The 16,628-nt window shown below is 70.5% G+C and carries 18 protein-coding genes; 12 read left to right on the top strand and 6 right to left on the bottom strand.

Features of this window, described 5'->3' with window-relative positions; genetic code table 11:
- Positions 1-8: 8 nt before the first annotated feature.
- Positions 9-419 carry a hypothetical protein gene (locus K7W41_RS18255; protein ID WP_224611642.1) on the top strand — a complete coding sequence of 137 codons (411 nt, stop codon included), beginning with the start codon at positions 9-11 and terminating at the stop codon, positions 417-419.
- Positions 420-1,045: 626 nt separating this feature from the next.
- On the opposite strand, the gene K7W41_RS18250 is transcribed toward K7W41_RS18255, so the two are convergent.
- Both K7W41_RS18250 and K7W41_RS18245 read right to left on the bottom strand, forming a co-directional pair.
- Positions 1,046-1,621 (bottom strand): type 1 glutamine amidotransferase domain-containing protein, encoded by a 576-nt coding sequence (locus tag K7W41_RS18250; protein WP_224611640.1) that lies wholly within the window; start codon positions 1,619-1,621, stop codon positions 1,046-1,048.
- A 128-nt stretch (positions 1,622-1,749) separates the two neighbouring features.
- Positions 1,750-2,064: a cupin domain-containing protein gene (locus K7W41_RS18245; RefSeq protein ID WP_224611638.1), complete on the bottom strand. Its 315-nt coding sequence runs from the start codon at positions 2,062-2,064 to the stop codon at positions 1,750-1,752.
- A 206-nt stretch (positions 2,065-2,270) separates the two neighbouring features.
- Between K7W41_RS18245 and dnaG the strand changes: the two genes are divergently transcribed.
- From dnaG to K7W41_RS18220, 5 genes are all read left to right on the top strand, one after another.
- The gene (gene dnaG / locus K7W41_RS18240) at positions 2,271-4,046 is read left to right on the top strand and encodes a DNA primase (RefSeq protein WP_224611734.1); all 1,776 of its coding nucleotides are present in this window, start codon (positions 2,271-2,273) and stop codon (positions 4,044-4,046) included.
- A gap of 248 nt (positions 4,047-4,294) precedes the next feature.
- Positions 4,295-4,738, top strand: coding sequence for a response regulator (locus K7W41_RS18235; RefSeq protein ID WP_224611636.1), 444 nt, complete (start codon positions 4,295-4,297; stop codon positions 4,736-4,738).
- 201 nt (positions 4,739-4,939) lie between these two features.
- A complete protein-coding gene (locus tag K7W41_RS18230) occupies positions 4,940-6,157 on the top strand; it encodes a toxic anion resistance protein (protein ID WP_224611634.1) in 1,218 nt (405 codons plus the stop codon).
- Positions 6,157-6,849: a nucleoside/nucleotide kinase family protein gene (locus K7W41_RS18225; RefSeq protein WP_224611632.1), complete on the top strand. Its 693-nt coding sequence runs from the start codon at positions 6,157-6,159 to the stop codon at positions 6,847-6,849. The genes K7W41_RS18230 and K7W41_RS18225 overlap by 1 nt, the downstream gene beginning before the upstream one ends.
- Entirely contained in the window at positions 6,839-7,738 is a 900-nt protein-coding gene (locus tag K7W41_RS18220; protein WP_224611626.1) for an aminoglycoside phosphotransferase family protein, read from the top strand. Before K7W41_RS18225 ends, K7W41_RS18220 begins: the two co-directional genes overlap by 11 nt.
- A 169-nt stretch (positions 7,739-7,907) precedes the next feature.
- Here K7W41_RS18220 and K7W41_RS18215 read toward each other — a convergent pair whose 3' ends face one another.
- The 3 genes from K7W41_RS18215 to abc-f form a co-directional block, all read right to left on the bottom strand.
- Positions 7,908-8,096 carry a DUF1540 domain-containing protein gene (locus K7W41_RS18215; protein ID WP_224611624.1) on the bottom strand — a complete coding sequence of 63 codons (189 nt, stop codon included), beginning with the start codon at positions 8,094-8,096 and terminating at the stop codon, positions 7,908-7,910.
- A gap of 243 nt (positions 8,097-8,339) precedes the next feature.
- The gene (locus K7W41_RS18210) at positions 8,340-8,846 is read right to left on the bottom strand and encodes a hypothetical protein (protein ID WP_224611621.1); all 507 of its coding nucleotides are present in this window, start codon (positions 8,844-8,846) and stop codon (positions 8,340-8,342) included.
- A gap of 400 nt (positions 8,847-9,246) precedes the next feature.
- Complete coding sequence (gene abc-f, locus K7W41_RS18205) at positions 9,247-11,121, bottom strand: ribosomal protection-like ABC-F family protein (RefSeq protein ID WP_224611619.1); 1,875 nt, start codon at positions 11,119-11,121, stop codon at positions 9,247-9,249.
- 110 nt (positions 11,122-11,231) lie between these two features.
- Here abc-f and K7W41_RS18200 point away from each other — a divergent pair, with 110 nt between their 5' ends.
- The 4 genes from K7W41_RS18200 to K7W41_RS18185 all read left to right on the top strand — a co-directional run bounded on the left by K7W41_RS18200 (position 11,232) and on the right by K7W41_RS18185 (position 14,756).
- Positions 11,232-11,741, top strand: a complete 510-nt coding sequence (locus tag K7W41_RS18200) for a GNAT family N-acetyltransferase (protein WP_318010923.1) — start codon at positions 11,232-11,234, stop codon at positions 11,739-11,741.
- Positions 11,742-11,856: 115 nt separating this feature from the next.
- Positions 11,857-13,773, top strand: a complete 1,917-nt coding sequence (locus K7W41_RS18195; RefSeq protein WP_224611618.1) for an endonuclease — start codon at positions 11,857-11,859, stop codon at positions 13,771-13,773.
- A gap of 24 nt (positions 13,774-13,797) precedes the next feature.
- On the top strand, positions 13,798-14,325 hold the full coding sequence (locus K7W41_RS18190) for a DinB family protein (RefSeq protein WP_224611616.1): 528 nt from the start codon (positions 13,798-13,800) through the stop codon (positions 14,323-14,325).
- Positions 14,322-14,756: a hypothetical protein gene (locus K7W41_RS18185; RefSeq protein WP_224611614.1), complete on the top strand. Its 435-nt coding sequence runs from the start codon at positions 14,322-14,324 to the stop codon at positions 14,754-14,756. Before K7W41_RS18190 ends, K7W41_RS18185 begins: the two co-directional genes overlap by 4 nt.
- 19 nt (positions 14,757-14,775) lie before the next feature.
- On the opposite strand, the gene K7W41_RS18180 is transcribed toward K7W41_RS18185, so the two are convergent.
- On the bottom strand, positions 14,776-15,054 hold the full coding sequence (locus K7W41_RS18180; protein ID WP_224611612.1) for a hypothetical protein: 279 nt from the start codon (positions 15,052-15,054) through the stop codon (positions 14,776-14,778).
- 419 nt (positions 15,055-15,473) lie between these two features.
- Here K7W41_RS18180 and K7W41_RS18175 point away from each other — a divergent pair, with 419 nt between their 5' ends.
- The gene (locus tag K7W41_RS18175; protein ID WP_318010922.1) at positions 15,474-15,983 is read left to right on the top strand and encodes a hypothetical protein; all 510 of its coding nucleotides are present in this window, start codon (positions 15,474-15,476) and stop codon (positions 15,981-15,983) included.
- On the top strand, positions 15,980-16,624 hold the full coding sequence (locus K7W41_RS18170) for a ComF family protein (protein ID WP_224611610.1): 645 nt from the start codon (positions 15,980-15,982) through the stop codon (positions 16,622-16,624). The genes K7W41_RS18175 and K7W41_RS18170 overlap by 4 nt, the downstream gene beginning before the upstream one ends.
- Positions 16,625-16,628: the final 4 nt, after the last annotated feature.

Genomic DNA, 16,628 nt, shown 5'->3' with positions numbered 1-16,628 from the left:
ATGCCCCCATGACGACCCCCTCCCCAACCACTGCCCTGAACCGCGTCACCAATTTTCTCGGGTACTTCAGCCTGGGCCTGGGCGGGCTGGAAGCTGCCGCGCCGGGGGCCCTGGCCCGCACGCTGGGCATGGAGGGTCGAGAAGGGCTGCTGCGCCTGTATGGGGCGCGGGAGATTGGCGTCGGCACCGCGCTGCTGACCCAGACCGGCACCGGCAAATGGCTGTGGGCACGGGTGGCCGGGGACGTGTTGGACATCGCCACGCTGCTGCCGGCGCTGGGCGCCACCAACCCCAAGCGCGCGAATGCGGGGGTGGCACTGGCCTCGGTGGTGGCGGTGACTGGGGTGGACCTCTGGGCGGCGCTGCAATGGGCCAAGCACGAGGCGAAGGCCAGGAAGCCGCTGCCTGCTGGGACCTGAGGCGAAGCATCGAGCCCACAGCTTTAGCCGAATGGCGTGACCGTACGCACGAGGAACGGATCATGGAAGTGTTTCGCCTACGGGCCATGTGGGCGCCGACGAGCAACCCATGCAGCGCGTTGTCACGATTCGCCGTTTAAAAAAGTAGATCAGCCGCCCGAAGCGTTCCCAACATTCGAACTGCTGCCAACTGCCGCCAGCCCTTGGACGCGCAGCGTCCGGGCCTTCCAGCGGGTTCGGAGGATGGCGTCGAGGCCGGACACGTTACTGGATGGAGCGAGCCAGCCGACTTCAGTAGAAACTCTTGCCTAGCGCAGCGCCGCTCCCCCTGTAACCAGGTTCCAGGCGCGTGAGTCGAACCAGCGGCAACGCGCAGGCCGCCCTGCGCGGCGAAGTCGTCTCCCCTTTGGGGTAGGGGGCTGGGGGGTGGGGCAAGCCGCAGCCCAAAACAAAAAACCCGCCTTCTTAGGCGGTGATAAAACCAAGATACCCCGGTATGCACCCGGCGTCAAGCCCCACACACCCACCCGATTCACGCCGTCCAGCACAGCACTTTCAACCCATCACAAACTCAGGTATGCAGCCAAAAGGCGGGCCGCCCTCCCCCGGCGCCCGCCTCTCCCCTGTCACCGCTTGCTGCTGTGGTCCCCTTCCCGAAACTCCTCGATCATCTTCTCAATGAACGCGGGCAGGTCGTCCGGCTTGCGGCTGGTCACAATGCCCCGGTCCACCACGACTTCCTGGTCCACCCACTCGGCGCCCGCCAGCCCCAGTTCGTGCTTCAGGCTGGGCCAACCCGTCATCTTCAGCCCCTTGGCAATGCCGGTTTCGCTGAGGCTCCAGGGCCCGTGGCAGATGGCGGCAATGGGCTGCCCGTGGTCGTAAAAGGCGCGCACAAACTGCATGGCGTAAGCGTCCAGGCGCAGCTTGTCGGGGTTCACGGTGCCGCCGGGCAGCAGCAGGCCGTCGTAGTCGCTGGGGCTGGCCTGCGTGACCGTGTGGTCCACGTCGTACTTCTCCCTGGGCACCAGATCGCCTTCCATGCTCTGAATCTGGCCCGGCTTCAGGCTGATCAGGTGGGTGGTGGCCCCGGCCGCTTCAAGGGCCTGCCGGGGTTTCACCAGCTCCACCTGTTCCACCCCATCGGCGGCGAGAATGGCGATCACTTTGCCCGCCAGGGGCTGTCCCGTCTGGTCGCTCATGCGCCCCAGCGTGCCGCCTCAAGCTGAGGCGTGGGGTGACGCCGCGCTGAAGGGGGGTTCATGAGGGCCCGCACAAGGCAAAGGGCCGCGCCAGAGGGACCCTCCGCGCGGCCCGGGGCCCTGGCCCCTTACTTGCCCGTGGGCGGCGTGTTCACTTCCACGGCCGTCAGCGTTTCCAGAATGCGGTAGTGGTGCGGCGCGTTCATGGGCACGTAGTAGGAATCGCCCGGCTCCAGCGTGACCGTCTCGCCGTCCACCGTCAGCTCGGCGCGGCCCGAGATCACGTAGCCCAGGGTCTCGTACTCGGCGCGGGTGTCGGGCTTGTCGCCCTGGGGTTCCTCTCGGTGCCACAGGCGCATGCTGGCGTGCTGGCCGCGAATCAGGTGGTGTTCGCCGTCGGGGCCGTGGGTGGTGTCGCGCTGGCTCAGCTTGTACTGGGTCATGGGTTCCAGCCTGTCCTGCCCGGCCCCGGGGGGGATGAGGGGGGCCTTCAGAGAAGGTCATGTCGGGGGAACGCCGCCCTGCACAGTCTTGACAGACGGCCGCCATTTTTTGCTGTCCCAGCGGTCACTTTTGGCCTCTAGCCGGAACTGCAGCGCCGGGGGTACACTGGTCGTCTATCGGGCGGCGCCCAGGGGGGTGAGGACACATCGGCACCAAGGAGGAGGTTCGTTCGCGGCTGAACATCGCGGACGTAGTGGGCGAGTATGTGCGCCTCACCCCGGCGGGCAAGGGCCGCCTCAAGGGCCTGTGTCCCTTTCACAAGGAAAAGAGCCCCAGCTTTCAGGTGGACACCGAGCAGGGCTACTTCTACTGCTTTGGCTGCAAGGCAGGCGGCGACGTCTTTTCGTTTGTGCAGCGCACCGAAAACCTGAGTTTTGGGGACGCCCTGCGAAAGCTGGCCGAAAAGGCCGGCGTGCAGGTGGAAGCCAAGTACGGCGAACGCAGCAGCCGCGACCTGTATGACGTGAACGCCTTTGCCCTGGCGTACTTCCGCGAGGGGCTGGCCGGCCCGCAGGGCGCCGCCGCCCGCGACTATCTGGCCCGGCGCGGCTTGACCCCCGCCACCATTGACGCCTTCGAGCTGGGCTTTGCCCCGGACGGCTGGGACGGCCTGCTGAAACATGCCCGCGTGAAGGGCGTGGGCGAAAAGCAACTGCTGGAGGCTGGCCTGCTCACGGAAAACCCGGAGTCGGGGCGCATATACGACCGCTTCCGCGCCCGGGTGATGTTTCCCATCCGCGACCACCTGGGCCGGCTGGTGGGCTTTGGGGGCCGCGTGCTGGACGACAGCAAGCCCAAGTACCTGAACACCCCGGAAACCGAGGCCTTCCGCAAGGGCGAACTGCTGTACGGGCTGGACAAGGCCCGGGGTGGCCTGGGGGGCGGCGCCGAACTGGTGGTGGTGGAAGGCTACATGGACGTGATCACCATGCACCAGCACGGCTTCACCGGGGCGGTGGCGTCCTTGGGCACCGCCCTGACCGCTGAGCACGCCGCGCTGCTCGAACGCCTGGGTGCCCAGAGCCTCGTGCTGCTGTTTGACCGCGACGAGGCGGGCCTGAAAGCCACCCTCTCGGGGCTGGATCAGGTGGTGGGGGCCAAATTCCGGGTGCGCGCCACCAGCGTGCCCAGCGGCAAGGACCCCGCCGATACCCTGCTGGCCGGCGACGACGAGAGCCTGCGCCGCGCCCTGGCGAGCGGTCTGGATGAGGTGCGCTACCGCGTGCAGGCGGCCATTGAAAAGCACGGCACCACCACCAGCGAGGGCAAACGCCGCATTCTGATGGAACTGCTGCCGCGCATGCAGAACCTGGACCCCCTGGACGAGATTGCCGAGGGCGTGCGCGCCGCCGCCTGCGAAACCCTGGGCATCCGCCCCGAAGCGCTGCTGGAATGGATTGCCAGCAAGGCCAAGCGCCGCACCCTGACCGACACGCACCTGGCGGGCATGAGCACCGCGCGCCACGAGGAAGACCGCGAACTGGCGCTGCTCAAGCAGTTGCTGGTGGACCCCACGCTGCTGGCCAAGCTGGACGGCTCCATGCCCTGGCGCAACGAGGCCGTGCGCAAGGTGATGCTGGCCGCGCGCGGCGCCCAGAGCCCCGACGACATTCTGGAGGTCTTCCGGGGCCAGCCCGAAGAACAGCTGCTTATTCGCCTGATGTTCGAGGGCCGCGACGCCGGCACCATTGGCCGCGAGAACAGCCAGCACTACGAGCAGAAGGTCACCGCCTACGCGGCGGCGGCGGTGGACGACATTCAGGTGGGCCTGAGCATTGACGCGCTGCGGGCCGAGGTGGACCTGCTGAAAAAGCAGGTGGCCGGTGCGCCGCCAGCCGAACAGCTGGGCATGCTCCGCCAGATTCAGGAGTTGCAGCGGGCGATTGAGGCCGAAAAGCGGGCGCGTCGGGGCTCAGCGTAGGTTCGCCACCACGCTGAAGCTATCCCGGGACCTTTCCAGCGGGCAGGACCCAACAAAACAGACGAACGCGCCACCCATGCTCTGGGTTGCCCATAGGCGGTGCCGCCTCAGCCGCCACGCCGAACCTCCCGCCCCTCGTCAGGTTCCTGACGCCCAGCTGATCTCTTCTTGAGAAACATAAAGCCCGTTTTAGACTTGACACGGCCGAAATCTGAGCGGTTGGTGTAGACGTTACACTGACTTATCCCATGACCAGCACATCTTCCCGCCTGCACGTGTTGCTGATCGACGATGATCCGGCCGACCGTCTGCTGGCCCAGGAAGCCTTTGAGGAACACGCGGGCACGGTGCAGATCAGCTTGTGTGAAGACGGCGTGCAGGCGCTGGCCTGGCTGCGTACCCCCGGCCGCCCCCTGCCGGACGTGGTGATGCTGGACCTGAACATGCCGCGCATGAGCGGCTTTGAGGTGATTGCCGCCATTCGCTCTGATCCTGGACTGCGCCATCTGCCGGTGGTGATTCTCTCCACGTCCGACAACCCCGATGACGTGGCGCAGGCCTACAATCTGTTTGCCAGTTCTTATATGGTCAAGAGCAAGGATTTCCCCGGCTTTCTGACCCAGGTGGACCACTTCGTGAAGTTCTGGCAGGACTGCCGCTTCAAACGGCTGGCGCTGCCGCTGTCGTCCTGATCTGAACCGCCCACCTGCAAGCACTCTGGCTGAAGCGGCGCCTCCCCTTCCTGAACGGGTGGGGCTTGGTGCGGGTCTGGCTTCTGGACAACTGGGCGGCGGCGGCGGGCCAGGTCTGCCCGGGCCCCCGCCGTGTCAACCCCAGCGCATGCGCCTTTTGCCGGATGCAACCGCTCGCCGCCGCGCGGCGTAATGGAAGGCATGAGTGACCCCCGCGGCCCGCTGACGCCCCCCGATTCGATGCTTCGCGCGCCGGAGGCCGTGCCCCCCGTGCAGGCCCAGGAGGCCCCCGAGATGGTGCCGCTGTCGCCTGAAGACCGCGCCCGGCTGGAACAGATGGCCCAGGCCTTCGCGCAGGACGTGCTGTCGGCGGGCACCCACACCCCGGAATTCAAGCGCAAGCTCGACGCGGTCCACGAACTGGGCCTGCCCGAACAGCGCGCCGCCGCCCAGAGCAGCAACCGCATGCTGGACCGGCCGCTGCGCGCCACCCGCGCGGGCGCCCTGGCCGAAGGCAGCGACATCCTGCGCGGTCTGACGGACCTGCGCCGCACGGTCGAAGACCTGGACCCCAGCCGCGCGCCCACGCCCCGGCGCCTGTTCGGCAAGCTGCCCGGCGGGCGCAAGGTACAGAGTCACCTCGACAAGTACCAGAGTGCCCAGAGCCACCTGAACGGCATTCTGGAGGCCCTGTACCGCGGCCAGGACGAGTTGCGGCGCGACAACGCCACCATTGAAACCGAGAAGGTGCACCTGTGGGACACCATGCAGAAGCTGCGGCAGTACGCCCATGTGGGCAAGGCCGTGGACGAGGCCCTGACCCAGCGCCTGCATGAACTGCAGGCCACCGACCCGGAAAAGGCCCGGATGGTGAGCGAGGAACTGCTCTTTGCCGTGCGCCAGCGCGTGACCGACCTGCTGACCCAGCTGGCGGTGAGCATTCAGGGCTACCTCGCGCTGGACCTTGTGCGCCGCAACAACCTGGAACTGATCAAGGGCGTGGACCGCGCCACCACCACCACGGTGAGCGCCCTGAAGACGGCCCTGATGGTCTCGCAGGCGCTGGGCACCCAGCAGGCGGTGCTGGGGCAGGTGACGGCCCTGAACGACACCACCGGCAAGATGATTGGCTCGACCGCGCAGCTGCTCAAGCAGCAGAGCACCGAAATTCAGCGGCAGGCGGGCAGCGCCACCGTGGACCCGCAGATTATCCAGGCGGCCTTCCGCGACGTGTACGGCGCGCTGGACGCCATCAGCGCCTACCGGCAGCAGGCCCTGGACCGCTTCCGCGAAACCATGGGCGTGCTGGACCGGGAAGTCGCGCAGGCCCAGACCTACCTGGACCGCGAACGCCAGCAGGCCTCGCGCGAGGTGGCGCAGGGCCTGAACGTGACCGAGAAGGGCGACCTGAAAATCTGATGCGCGCTCCCCCTCCAAACCTGCGGGCCCACGCGACCCGGCAGGCGCTGTTGTCGTGGCTGGTGACCCGCTTGGCCGCTCAGCCCGCACGCCCGGTGCTGCGCGTGGCGATCGACGGCGTAGACGGTGCGGGCAAGACCACGCTGGCCGATGAGCTGGCCCGCGAGTTGCGGGCCGGGGGCCGCGCGGTCATCCGCGCCAGCACCGACGATTTTCATCACCCCCGCGCCGTGCGCTATCGCCAGGGCCGGGCCTCACCCCAGGGTTTCTACGAGGATTCCTACGATCTGGAGGCCCTGCACCGGGAACTCCTGCTGCCCCTTTCACCGGGCGGGAGCTTGCAGTACCGCCCGGCTGTGTTTGATGTGGAGCACGACGAACCGGTGGCGCAGCCGGCCCAGACTGCCGCAGCCGGCAGCCTGCTGATCGTGGACGGCCTGTTTCTGCACCGGCCGGAGCTGCGGGCCTTCTGGGACGACTCGGTGTTTCTGCGGGTGCCGTTCGAGGTCTCGGTGCCCCGGGGCGCGGCGCGGGGCCCAGGGTATGGTTCGCCGGACCCATGCGCGCCCAGCAACCGCCGCTACGTGCAGGGGCACCGCCTGTATTTCGCCGCCGCGACCCCAGAGGCGCACGCGGGCCTGGTGTTGGACTACACAGATCTCCAGCGGCCGGCGGTGATCCATGCTCGCTGAGGCGCAGGCGCTCGCCGATGCCCGCCTGTTGCTGGGGCCCGGCGCGCAGCCCCTGGGACGCGGCGCGACCTGTCTGGCCTTTAGTGACGGGCGGCGGGTGGCCCGCATGGCCCTGGGCCCTGAGGCCCGGCTGACCGTGCAAGCCCAGGTGCAGCGGCGCCTCGCCGCCCAGGGGGTGCCGGTGCCCCCGGTGCTGGCGGCGGGGGTGCTGCGCGGCGAGCAGACCTACTGCGTGGATATCCTGCTGGGCGGCGACCACCAGCCCCCCAGTGTGCAGGGCTGGGCCGACCTGGGGCGTGCGCTGCGGGTGCTACACGCCCTGCCGCACAGCGGGCATGGTCTGCTGGCCGATGACGCCCGGGTGCTGCAGGGGCAAGCCCAGGACCCGGGTGCGGGGGTGCGCTCACGTCTGCCCAGCGCCTGGCCCTTTGGGCCGCTGCCGCTGGACCAGCAACCGCTGGTGCAGGCCGACCGCAGCCTGCAGCCGCACCTGGACGCCCTGACCCCCGAGTTCCAGCGGGCCGCTGGCGCCCCCACCCGGGTGTGCCACACCGACCTGCACGCCGGGCAGCTGATCTGGCGCGGCGGGCGACTGGCGGCCCTGCTGGATTTTGGGGACGCCGCCTGCGTGCCCGCCGCGTGGGACGTGGCCAGCGCCGCGTACTTTCATGGCTGGGCCGCGGCGGCCCAGGTGGCGGCCGCCGCTGGGCTGCCCTGTGACGAGGACGCAGCGCTGTTTGGCCTGCTGCTCGCCCAGCACCGCGCCGCGCGGGCCCGGCGCCGGGAACAGATGGCGCAGGCGGTGGGGTTTGCCCACGGGTGCCTGGGGCGCCTGCATGGCTGGGCACCGGCTGCGCCCACCTCGCTGCCCCGACTGGCGGCCCCTTGAGTTCACCCCGAACAGGGCGTGGATGCAGAGGCTGGCACCGGCCTCTTTTGCCCCACACAGGGCCACGGGCAGCCCACGCCTGAAGGACCCCATGCCTCATCCATCCAGAACCTGGTGGCCCACAAGAGAATGGGCCGGGCATTCGTGCCCGGCCCCCAAAAGACGCTGGTCAGTTGTTCTCGGCGGTCATGCCGTAGCTGTCACTCATGCCCCCTTCGGGCGTAAAGGTGAGGCACTGGGCGGTCTGACCACTCAGGCTGACCTCAATCTGGCCAGCGGTGCAGTTCATGTCGTCGTTGAAGCGGCAGGTGGTGGCGTCGCAGCGGCTGACCATGCTCTGGGGTTCGCGGTCATTCATGGTGAAACCTCCGTGTGCCCAGGCTGCCCCCTGCGCCGCCGGGGCAACGTGAGGCAGCCTGCAAGGTAAAGGGAGGCTCCAAAATCCGAGCGCACAGATGGGCTTACGCTGCGTTGCCCGGTGCGCGGCGGCCCCAAGCGGCATTTTCCAGTGTGGACCAGGCCCGTGTGGGCGCACACCGCCACCACCGGCTCATGGCCGGCTCATCTTCAGCTGGGGCTGCGCCGGGCCGGCGGGCTGCCCTCAGTTCAGCAGGCTGGCGCGGATGCCCTGGGCGCAGGCCACGCGGTGGGCCACCTGGGCGGCGTCCAGTTCGCCGTGCTCACGCAGGCCTGCGGCCAGCACCTCTACTTCGCTCCAGGCCCGGCGCAGCCGCGAGCGGGCGCGGCCCCGCAGCACACCCAGGTAGGCGTCCAGCGTGTCGAGTTCGTCGGGGTCCGTCAGGGCGCACGACAGCAGCATGCGGGCGTCGCGGCCTGCGGTCATGGCCCCGGCGCCGCTGAGGGCCGCCGCTTCGCCCGCCGCCAGCGCCACCATCACGACTTCTTCGGCCAGCGGGCGATTCAGGCGCAGGGCGGCTGGGTCCGGCGCACTGCGGTAAACCACGCCGTGCAGGTTCACCCGGTCCAGCCGCAGCGGCGCCCGCGGATGGCTGTGGGCCAGGTACGCCTCGGCCGCCAGTTGCAGTGAGCGGGCGTGCGCGTCCTGAACAGTGGGCGTCTGGGTCGGGTGGGTCTGGGGGCTCTGCATAATCCTGACTCTGCTGCTCAGGATAAGCCTGGACCGTGGGGGCGTGTGCCCCGCTGTCCAGAAGTGCGGAGCGCTCAGTCACTCGCTGTTGATCTTGAGATCAACCGAGCGGGCTGGAACAGCTGCGTCGCAGAGCGAGAGGCGAAACAAGGACCTCGCCCCGAGCATGGAAACGTTTCGGCGCTCTTCTGATACGGACTGCCGTCCATTTCCGTCACATCCAGAAAAGAACTGGATGTTCCCCGCCTTCGGCGCTGTGCCAGCCCAATTCCCGGAAATCCGTATTTTTTCCCTCTCCCTCTGCTGCGCAGCTGAATCAGTCCGGTCGGAAAAATTCCGTAACGTATTACGGAATTTTTCGGAAGGCGTATGAAACGTTGAAATGGGAGGGGCGAGGTCCTTAGCCCCCGCGCGCTTCCACTTCCGCCTGCTTGGCCGCCCAGGCACCCATCTGGGCTTCCAGTTGCGCCTCCAGGTCATGCGCGGCCTGCCCCAGCGCGGCAAAATCGGCGTCTGGGCCAGCCGCGCCCAGGGCGGCCTGGGCCTGTTCCAGTGCGGTCTCCAGGCGGGCAATGTCGGCCTCAATGGCTTCCACTTCGCGCTTGAGGTGCCACAGCCCCTTGGCTTTGGGGGCGCTGGGGGGGGCCGGGCGTTTGGGGGCCTCTTCCACAGGGGCCGGGCGGTGCTTGGCCTTGTAGTCCTCCCAGCCGGGATACTCGTAAAACTGTCCGTCCTCCAGCAGCCAGATGCGGTCGGCCAGCCCCTCAATAAAGGCGCGGTCGTGGCTGACCATCATCAGGGTGCCGCCAAAGTCGTCCAGGGCGGCTTCCAGGGCCTCGACCATCTCCATATCGAGGTGGTTGGTGGGCTCGTCCATCACCAGCAGGTTGTGGTCTTCCTGGGCCAGTTTCAGCAGCGCCAGCCGGGCGCGCTCGCCGCCCGACAGAATGCGGGCCGGCTTGTCGTGCTGGTCGTAGGGAAACAGAAAGGTGCCCAGCAGGTCGTGGGCTTCGGGGTCTTTCTGGGTGTAGGCGCGCGCCACGTCGTACAGGGTCTGCGAGGGGTCCACGCCGCGCAGGGCCTGATCGTAGTAGCCCACGGTTACGCGGGCGCCGGTCAGCACCCGGCCCCGGGGGTCGTCGCTGGGGTCCAGGCCCAGCAGCGCGCGCAGCAGCGTGGTTTTGCCGGCCCCATTGCGCCCGATGATGGCAATGCGCTCGCCCCGCCGGACCTGCAGGTTCACGTCGCGGAACAGGGTGCGTCCGCCCGGCAGCGTGCGGGTGATGTGCCGGGCGTCGAGCACCACGTCGCCACTTTCGGGGGCATGGAAGGTGATTCTTGTGGTGCGCTGCTCGGGGGGCGGGGCGCCCACGGCGCGGGCCTGCATGCGGTCCACGCGCGCCTGCATGGCCTTGGCGCGGCGGGCCAGCTTGCTCATGCCCAGGCCCCAGATCTTCATGCGGTCGGCACTGGCCTGCAAGGAGGCAATCTGGCGGCTTTCCACCGCGTGCCGCGCGGCCTGCTGTTCCAGTTCGGCCGCCAGAACCTCGCGGAAGGTGGAGTAGTTGCCCGGGTACACCTTCAGGGTGCCGCCGCGCAGGTAGGCGGTTTCGCGGGTCACGTTGTCCAGAAAGGCGCGGTCGTGGCTGATCACCAGCACGGCGCCGGGGTAGCGGCTGAGGAAGGCTTCGAGCCACTCCACCATCACGATATCGAGGTGGTTGGTGGGCTCGTCGAGCAGCAGCACATCCGGGTTTTCCACCAGCAGGGCCGCCAGCCCCAGCCGGGTGCGCTCGCCGCCGCTGAGCCCGGCCACCGGGTCGTGCTCGCGGCCCCGGAAGCCGAACGCCAGGGTCACAGCATCCTTGCGGCTGCGGCGCTCGAAGCCGCCGCGGCGCGCGTAGTGTTCCAGCACGGCCTCGTGGTGCAGGATGCTCTCGGGGGTGCCGAGGCTCATGGCTTCGGCTGCTTCCTGCAGTTCAGCCTCCAGGGCGTCGAGGTCGTGGAAGGCCGCCGTGAGCACGCTGTCCACCGTGGCGCCGTCAGGAAACACCGGGTCCTGGCGCAGCGCCCGCACGCGCACGCCGGGGCCTCGCTTGATCACGCCGCCGTCGGGGGACAGTTCGCCGGTCAGCAGTTTGAGCAGGGTGCTTTTGCCGGCGCCGTTGCGGCCCACCAGCCCCACGCGGTCGCCGGGCTGCACGGCAAAGGACACGTCCTGCAACACGGTGAGCGGGCCGTAGTCTTTACTGGCGTCCTGGGCGGCAACAAGCACGCCCCGCAGTATAGAGGGACTGGGGAAAAGCCGGGTGGGGCTGATGGGCCTCACCGCGGGGGCCTCAGATGCAGCCACCGAAGCTCGCCGCGCCCTCTAAAGTCTGACCCATGTCTCCTTCTGACCTGCGGCTGCGTGGGCGCCAGCCCGATGATCTGGCCGTGCTGTGGCGCTGGATGCACGCCGAGCAGGCCCCGGCGTGGCAGCAGTGGGACGCGCCGTATTTTCATGCGGCCCGTCCTCCCTCCGACCTGAGCCTCACGGCGTTCGTGGCGCGGGCCGAGGACCAGCCACCCTCGCCCCACCTGCGCATCCTGGACCTGCACGGGCAGTGTGTGGGACAGGTGTCGCGCAGCGAGGAAGCGCCCGCAGGCGGCGGCTGGTGGGACTTGGGCGTGCTGATCTTCGACCCGGCGCACTGGGGCGGGGGGCTGGGCACCCAGGCGCTGCGGCTGTGGACCGCCGCCACCTTTGCCGAGACGGACGCCCATGTCCTGACCTTGACCACCTGGGGCGGCAACGGGCGGCTGATGCGCGCCGCTGAGCGCGCGGGTTACACCGAGTGCGCCCGCATTCCCCAGGGCCGCCTCTTGAGCAGGGCCAGCGCTGGGACAGCGTGAAACTGGCCTGCTTGCGCCCCGGACAGGCCCCGGACCCCGCCGACACCCACTGATTTGCCCCTGCTCAAAAGGCGGTGCCTGATTTTGTTCTGACCGTACCCGCTATGCTGACCGCATGACCATTCCCCCAGAGGTGCTGCGCGCGACCCAGGCCCGTTTCGAGCTTCGGCAAGGGCAGCGGCGGGCCCGGCTGGAACGGCTGGACGTGCAGGGAACCGGCGCTGCCGACACCCCCGAGCGCCTGGCGGCCCGCCTGACCCGGCTGGGCGTGCCCCTGCCCGACGCCCAGGCGCTGGCCAGCGGCGAGCGCCAGCCGGCCCAGGTGGCCGAGCACCTGCCCACCGTGACCCGGCACAACCTGGAGCGCCTGCTGGGCACCAACGACCTGCTGGGGGTGGCCTACCTGGACCTGGCCCGCGCGGCGGCCGACGCCGTGGCCCGGGTGGTGCTGGGCGGCGCCCGGGGACGCCCGGCCGGGTACGGCACCGGCTGGCTGTGCAGCCCCCGCGTGCTGGTCACCAACCACCACGTGCTGAGCAGCCCGGAGGACGCGCGGGGCGCGCAGGCAGAGTTTGGCTACGAGCTGCGCCCCGACGGCACCCTGCGGGAGCGCGTGACCCTGACCCTGGACCCGGACACCCTGTTCGTGACGAGCGAGGCGCTGGACTACACCCTGGTGGCGGTGCGCGGCGAGACGCAGCCGTTCGGCTACCTGCCGCTGCTGGACGCCCCGGACAAGCACGTGGTGGGCGAGGCGCTGAGCATCATTCAGCACCCTGGCGGCGAGCCCAAACAGGTGGCCCTGCGCGAGAACCGGCTGGTGGACCGCCTGCCCGACTTTCTGCACTACGAAACCGACACCGCCCCCGGCAGCAGCGGCAGCCCGGTGTTTAACGACGCCTGGGAGGTGGTGGCCCTGCACCACAGCGGCGTGCCGCGCACCGACGCCCAGGGCCGCGTGCTGCGCCGCGACGGCCGCGTGGCCAGCCCCAACGATCCCGACACCGAGCTGGACTGGATCGCCAACGAGGGCGTGCGCATCAGCCGCCTGGTGGCCGATCTGCGCGCCCGCCCCGAGGCCGCCTCGCCCCTGCTGAGCGAAGTGCTCAATGCCCCGCGCCCGGCGCCGCGCCAGGAGCGGGGCGAACCCGGCCCGGGGGCCATTCATCTGGGCACCGTGACCCCAGCGCCTGACGGCCGCGTGACCTTTCCAGTGACCCTGAGCCTGCAGGTGGCCCCGCCTGCCCCAGCCCCCGTGCCCGAAACCCGCCCCTACCTGGACCCGGACGATGCGGCGCAGGCCGCCGATTATTTCGCCGGGGTGGGGCCCGACCTGACCCCGCCCCAGCGCTTCCAGGCCCTGAGTGAGGTGCTGGCCCGCACCCACACCCGCCCTCTGGGCTACGATCCGGCGCGGCACCTGTATCCCTGGGTGGACCTGTGGCCCGACGGCCTGCTGCGCAGCCTGTATTCCGGCCGGGTGCATAGCCCCGCCGAACTGATCGCCGCCGACCGCTCGGCCGCCGAGCGCCGCGCCCGTCTGGCCACCCAGGAAGGCCTGGATGTGGCCGCCCTGGAAGACGCCCTGCCCTACAACTGCGAGCATGTGGTGCCGCAGTCGTGGTTTGCCCGGCGCGAGCCCATGCGCGGCGACCTACACCACCTGTTTGCCTGCGAGCCCGCCTGCAATGCCTTCCGGGGCAACACGCCCTACTTCGACTTTCCCGACCACGACGAGGTGGTGCGGGGCGACTGCGGCCGGCGCGAGCCCGGCGAATTTGAGCCGGCGGCCGGCAAGGGCGCGGCGGCGCGCGCCACGCTGTACTTTCTGCTGCGCTACCCCGGCGTGGTGCGCCAGTACGCGCCGCGCCACCTGCAGACCCTGCTGGCGTGGCACGCGGCGCAGCCCCCCGGCGACTGGGAGCGCCACCGCAACGCCGCCATTTTTGTCCTGCAGGGCAACCGCAACCCCCTGATTGACCGTCCAGACTGGGCGGCCATCACGGACTTCAGCCGGGGGCTGGGGACGTAGGCCCCCCGGCGTACACTGGCGCCCATGACCACCCCCCACCTGGACCGCGCCGCGCTGGCCCCCATGGGCGAGACCCCGGCGGCCGTGCACACGCGCCTGCGGAGCGAACTGGACGCCTTTGAGGCCCATCTGCGGGGCCGTGAGACCGACTGGACGCGCGTGCAGCCGGGCCGCGACTGGACCCCCGCCCAGGAAGCCGAGCATGTGGCCCTGATCAACGAGTCCATTACCCGGGTGCTGGCCCTGCTGCTCTCGGACCGCGAGGTGCGCCCGGCCCCCCAGACGCCCGGCGAGCTGAGCCCCGAAGGCCGCCGCGTGGCACCCCCCCACACCCGCCCCAGCGAGACAGGCCTGGCCTGGGCCGAGTGGCCGGCCCGCTGGGCGCAGGGCCGCGCGGCCCTGGAAGCGGCCACCGCCGACCTGCGCCCCACGCCGGGACGCACCCTGTGGCATCCCTTTTTTGGCGAGCTGGACGCCCTGGACTGGGCGCGGATGGTGGCGGCCCATCTGGCCGGGCACCGCCGCGCGCTGGAACGGAGCGCGGGCGCATGACGGGCCCCACCTCCACCCGCACGGACAAGGGCGTGCGCGGCTTTGAACTGGATATCCACGTGGCCTTTGCCCAGCCGCTGCCCGAAGCGCAGGCGCGCGCCGCCCTGCTGGCCCTGGAGGGGCTGACGGTGGACCTCTACCGGCCCCACCCCTCGCCGCTGCACGCCGACCCGGCCGCCACGCCTGACCCGGCGGCCGGGGTGCCGTCTGCGCGCCTGACTGGCCCGCTGCGCGACCCGGGAGCGGTGCGCGCCGCCCTGGCCGCGCTGCTGGGTGGCCCCGCCCGGTATGTGGAGGTGGGCGTGCGCGGCTTTCTGCGCAGCGCCGGGGGCCAGACCGAGTGGATGCCGTGGCGGCGCAATCAGGTGCTGCCCCGCGCCCAGGTGACGGCCGTGACCTTTGAAGAAGGCGTGCGCTTCGTGCTGGAGTAGGGGCGGGCGCCGGGGGCCCCTATGCGCTCAGCGGGAGCACCACAGCGCGGGCCTTCTGGCCCAGCGCGCAGGGCCGCAGGGTCAGCACCAGCACGCGGGTGTCGGGGCGCAGCAGGTAGGGCAGGGCGCTGTGGTCCAGGGCGCTCAGGGCGCTCTGCGCCTCGGCGGGCGGAATCCCGCGCAGCACCACCACGGCGCGGGTGGCCCCGGCATCGGCCCAGATGTCGGCCAGCCCCAGTTCGTCCCGGCCCTGGCCAGAGCGGTATTCAAATTCGTGGGCGCGGCGCAGCAGGTGCATGGGTCTCCTTGGCAAGGTGGGAAAGGGGGCGAGCAGACCAGGGCGGAGGGGCGCCCAGACCGGGGGCGGCCTGCGGCAGGGGACCAGAGACGAACGTGTGCCCTCAGCTTAGAAGGCGGGCCCGTGGCCTTTGTCCCCGCTGCTTTGACCCGTGTGGGTGCAGCGAGCATGACCCGCCTGTGTTGGACGGGCGTGAAAGGGGCGTGTGGGGGCCCCAGGCCCCCCTCATGGACCGCGGCGCATTGGCGTAAGTCCGTGCCCTTCATCCCAGGCCACGCGCCGCCCCACGGCCGCCCCCGGCCAGATGCGGCGCGCATGAGGAGAACCCCAGCGGCGGGCCGCCGGCGCCCGCCCTAGAATGGGCGCGTGATGGGCAGGCTCCCAGTGCGCTTTCTCCCCCCGTCGTTTCCGGTGGCCCCGTGAGCGCGCCCGTTTCCGAAATGCTGCGCGAGTACCAGGAATACGTGCTGGCCTACCGCCTGCGCCGCGCGGTGGGGGGCCGCGTGACACCGCAGGGCGAGCAGCTGTCGCTCGCCGGGTACGCGGCCCTGCGCCTGGAACGGCAGGACCTGGCGCGGCGGCTGGTGCGCGAGGGCCTGGACCCGGGGCGGATGCGGCGGCTGGACGCCCTGTCGGATCAGCTGATGTTCGGCTTCTGGCTGAACCCGTCCGAGGTGGCGGCCTTCCTGCGCGCTGCGATCCGCGAAGGCGGCCACCCGGCACTGGGGCACCCGGCCGCCTTCGCCGCGCTGCTGACCCCGGCCGAGCGCGCCCGGCTGGGCGAGGTGGGGGTGGCGCAGGTGTGTGCCCACCACCTCGCCTGCTTTGCCCTGGCCGCCCCCATGATGGACCCCGACGGCCTGCAGGCGGCGTGGCAGCGCATCGAGGCCACCCGCCCGCCCCTCTTTCTGGACGAGCTGAGCGCGTGACGGGGCCCCTGTGGACGGGGCTCTCGGGGTTGGCGCGCTCGCTGCTCCCGCGCCCCTGCCCCGGATGCGGCGCGCAACTGGGGGCGCAGGCGGGGCTGTGCCGGCCCTGCCGCGCCCAGTTGCAGGCGCAGGTATCGGCGCACAGCCCGCTGCGCCCGCACCCGGGGCCCCACCTGCTGACCCTGGGCCCCTACGCCGGGGTGCGCCGCCGCGCCGTGCGCGCCCTGAAGTTTGCCGGCGCGCGCGAACTGGCCCCGGTGCTGGGCGCCGCGCTGGCGGCCGGGGTGCCGCCGGGCTGGGGCGTGGCGGCGGTGGTGCCGGTGCCCCTGCACCCGGCGCGGCAGCGGGGGCGCGGCTTTAACCAGGCCGAGCTGCTGGGCCGCGCCCTGGCTGACCAGCTGGGCGTGCCGTGCGTGCCCGCCCTGCGCCGCACCCGCGCCGGCCCCCAGCAGGCCCGCCGCCGCGCCGCCGAGCGCGAAGACCTGCAGGGGGCGTTTGAACGCAGTGAGGTGCCGCTACCCCCCGGCCCGGTCCTGCTGGTGGACGACGTGCTCACCACCGGCAAAACGGCGCGGGCCTGCCAGGACGCCCTGCAGGCCGCTGGGGTCCCGGCGGTCTATGTGGCCGTGGTGGCGAGGTAGGGGC

This window comes from Deinococcus multiflagellatus (genome assembly GCF_020166415.1).
Taxonomy (GTDB): domain Bacteria; phylum Deinococcota; class Deinococci; order Deinococcales; family Deinococcaceae; genus Deinococcus; species Deinococcus multiflagellatus.
The sequence above is the reverse complement of the archived record's forward strand: the minus strand, read 5'-3'. Positions and strand labels throughout refer to the sequence as shown.

What these genes read in the sequence shown, in the direction of transcription:
- K7W41_RS18255 (WP_224611642.1), top strand. Translation starts at nt 9, where the DNA reads ATGACGACCCCCTCCCCAACCACTGCCCTGAACCGCGTCACCAATTTT.
- K7W41_RS18250 (WP_224611640.1), bottom strand. Translation starts at nt 1,621, where the DNA reads ATGAGCGACCAGACGGGACAGCCCCTGGCGGGCAAAGTGATCGCCATT.
- K7W41_RS18245 (WP_224611638.1), bottom strand. Translation starts at nt 2,064, where the DNA reads ATGACCCAGTACAAGCTGAGCCAGCGCGACACCACCCACGGCCCCGAC.
- K7W41_RS18235 (WP_224611636.1), top strand. Translation starts at nt 4,295, where the DNA reads ATGACCAGCACATCTTCCCGCCTGCACGTGTTGCTGATCGACGATGAT.
- K7W41_RS18230 (WP_224611634.1), top strand. Translation starts at nt 4,940, where the DNA reads ATGAGTGACCCCCGCGGCCCGCTGACGCCCCCCGATTCGATGCTTCGC.
- K7W41_RS18225 (WP_224611632.1), top strand. Translation starts at nt 6,157, where the DNA reads ATGCGCGCTCCCCCTCCAAACCTGCGGGCCCACGCGACCCGGCAGGCG.
- K7W41_RS18220 (WP_224611626.1), top strand. Translation starts at nt 6,839, where the DNA reads ATGCTCGCTGAGGCGCAGGCGCTCGCCGATGCCCGCCTGTTGCTGGGG.
- K7W41_RS18215 (WP_224611624.1), bottom strand. Translation starts at nt 8,096, where the DNA reads ATGAATGACCGCGAACCCCAGAGCATGGTCAGCCGCTGCGACGCCACC.
- K7W41_RS18210 (WP_224611621.1), bottom strand. Translation starts at nt 8,846, where the DNA reads ATGCAGAGCCCCCAGACCCACCCGACCCAGACGCCCACTGTTCAGGAC.
- K7W41_RS18200 (WP_318010923.1), top strand. Translation starts at nt 11,232, where the DNA reads ATGTCTCCTTCTGACCTGCGGCTGCGTGGGCGCCAGCCCGATGATCTG.
- K7W41_RS18195 (WP_224611618.1), top strand. Translation starts at nt 11,857, where the DNA reads ATGACCATTCCCCCAGAGGTGCTGCGCGCGACCCAGGCCCGTTTCGAG.
- K7W41_RS18190 (WP_224611616.1), top strand. Translation starts at nt 13,798, where the DNA reads ATGACCACCCCCCACCTGGACCGCGCCGCGCTGGCCCCCATGGGCGAG.
- K7W41_RS18185 (WP_224611614.1), top strand. Translation starts at nt 14,322, where the DNA reads ATGACGGGCCCCACCTCCACCCGCACGGACAAGGGCGTGCGCGGCTTT.
- K7W41_RS18180 (WP_224611612.1), bottom strand. Translation starts at nt 15,054, where the DNA reads ATGCACCTGCTGCGCCGCGCCCACGAATTTGAATACCGCTCTGGCCAG.